Annotated in this window: 2 tRNA genes and 2 rRNA genes; all 4 read right to left on the bottom strand. The window is 49.9% G+C overall.

Annotated elements, in window-relative coordinates:
- Nucleotides 1-466: ribosomal RNA gene (locus tag HMPREF9200_RS04105) — 23S ribosomal RNA — on the bottom strand; the annotation flags it as partial.
- Between the two features lie 167 nt (nt 467-633).
- A tRNA-Ala gene (locus tag HMPREF9200_RS04100) sits at nt 634-709 on the bottom strand.
- Nucleotides 710-731: 22 nt separating this feature from the next.
- Nucleotides 732-808 (bottom strand) — tRNA-Ile (locus tag HMPREF9200_RS04095).
- Between the two features lie 136 nt (nt 809-944).
- Nucleotides 945-1,233 (bottom strand): 16S ribosomal RNA (locus HMPREF9200_RS04090); the annotation flags it as partial.

The following is a 1,233-nucleotide window of genomic DNA, read 5'->3' as shown; positions in this document are numbered from 1 at the left end:
TGGTATTTTGCCTTGGAGGGTGGTCCCCCCTGCTTCCCACAAGGTTTCACGTGTCTCGTGGTACTCTGGATACTGCTCCACATATGCAGGATTTCGACTACAGGGCTTTCACCTTCTTCGGCCGACCGTTCCAAGTCGGTTCGTCTATCCCATTTATGCTTGTTAGCAGTCCTCAACCCCGGTCTGGCGAACCAGTCCGGTTTGGGCTCTTCCCCGTTCGCTCGCCGCTACTAAGAGAATCTCGTTTGATTACTTTTCCTCTGGGTACTTAGATGTTTCAGTTCCCCAGGTGCCCTCCTCATACTCTCTGGTATGGGTGACAGAGCTTTTCTCTGCCGGGTTCCCCCATTCGGATATCTACGGGTCAATGGTCGCTTGCACCTCTCCGTAGCTTTTCGCAGCTTACCGCGTCCTTCTTCGGCCAGTATAGCCAAGGCATCCACCGTATGCCCTTACTATCTTTACTTGATAGCGACATATGGTTATGTCTTTTGCTTTAGAGTCATCCTTTCGGATGCTCTCACCTTATAAGTTAATTTAGAGAATCTATGTGCTTGGTCTAACCCTTAGAGTCAACTCTAAGAGACCAAATCATAAATAATTTATTATCTTCTATGCAGTTTTCAAAGAACATGGTGGAGACGAGGAGATTCGAACTCCTGACCCCCTGCTTGCAAGGCAGGTGCTCTCCCAACTGAGCTACGCCCCCATGAAAAGGTAATATATTAAAATGGTAGGCCTAAGTGGACTTGAACCACCGACCTCACGCTTATCAGGCGTGCGCTCTAACCAGCTGAGCTATAGGCCTACATATGAGAGATAATCTCTCAAAACTGAACAATTAAGGTTGGATACAGCTAGCGCATATGCTACGTCTATCCATTACACCAAAGTGTCGACCTAGTGTGACATCTAGCATCTTGTGCTAGTGTATGTCTCCCTAGAAAGGAGGTGATCCAGCCGCACCTTCCGATACGGCTACCTTGTTACGACTTCACCCCAATCATCGACTTTACCTTAGACGGCTGGCTCCCGAAGGTTACCCCACCGGCTTTGGGTACTTCCGACTTTCGTGGTGTGACGGGCGGTGTGTACAAGGCCCGGGAACGTATTCACCGCAGTATGCTGACCTGCGATTACTAGCGATTCCGACTTCACGTAGGCGAGTTGCAGCCTACGATCCGAACTGAGAGCTTGTTTCTGGGGTTTGCTCCACCTCGCGGCTTCGCTTCC

It is taken from the genome of Veillonella sp. oral taxon 780 str. F0422 (assembly GCF_000221605.1).
Lineage (GTDB): Bacteria > Bacillota > Negativicutes > Veillonellales > Veillonellaceae > F0422.
The sequence above is the reverse complement of the archived record's forward strand: the minus strand, read 5'-3'. Positions and strand labels throughout refer to the sequence as shown.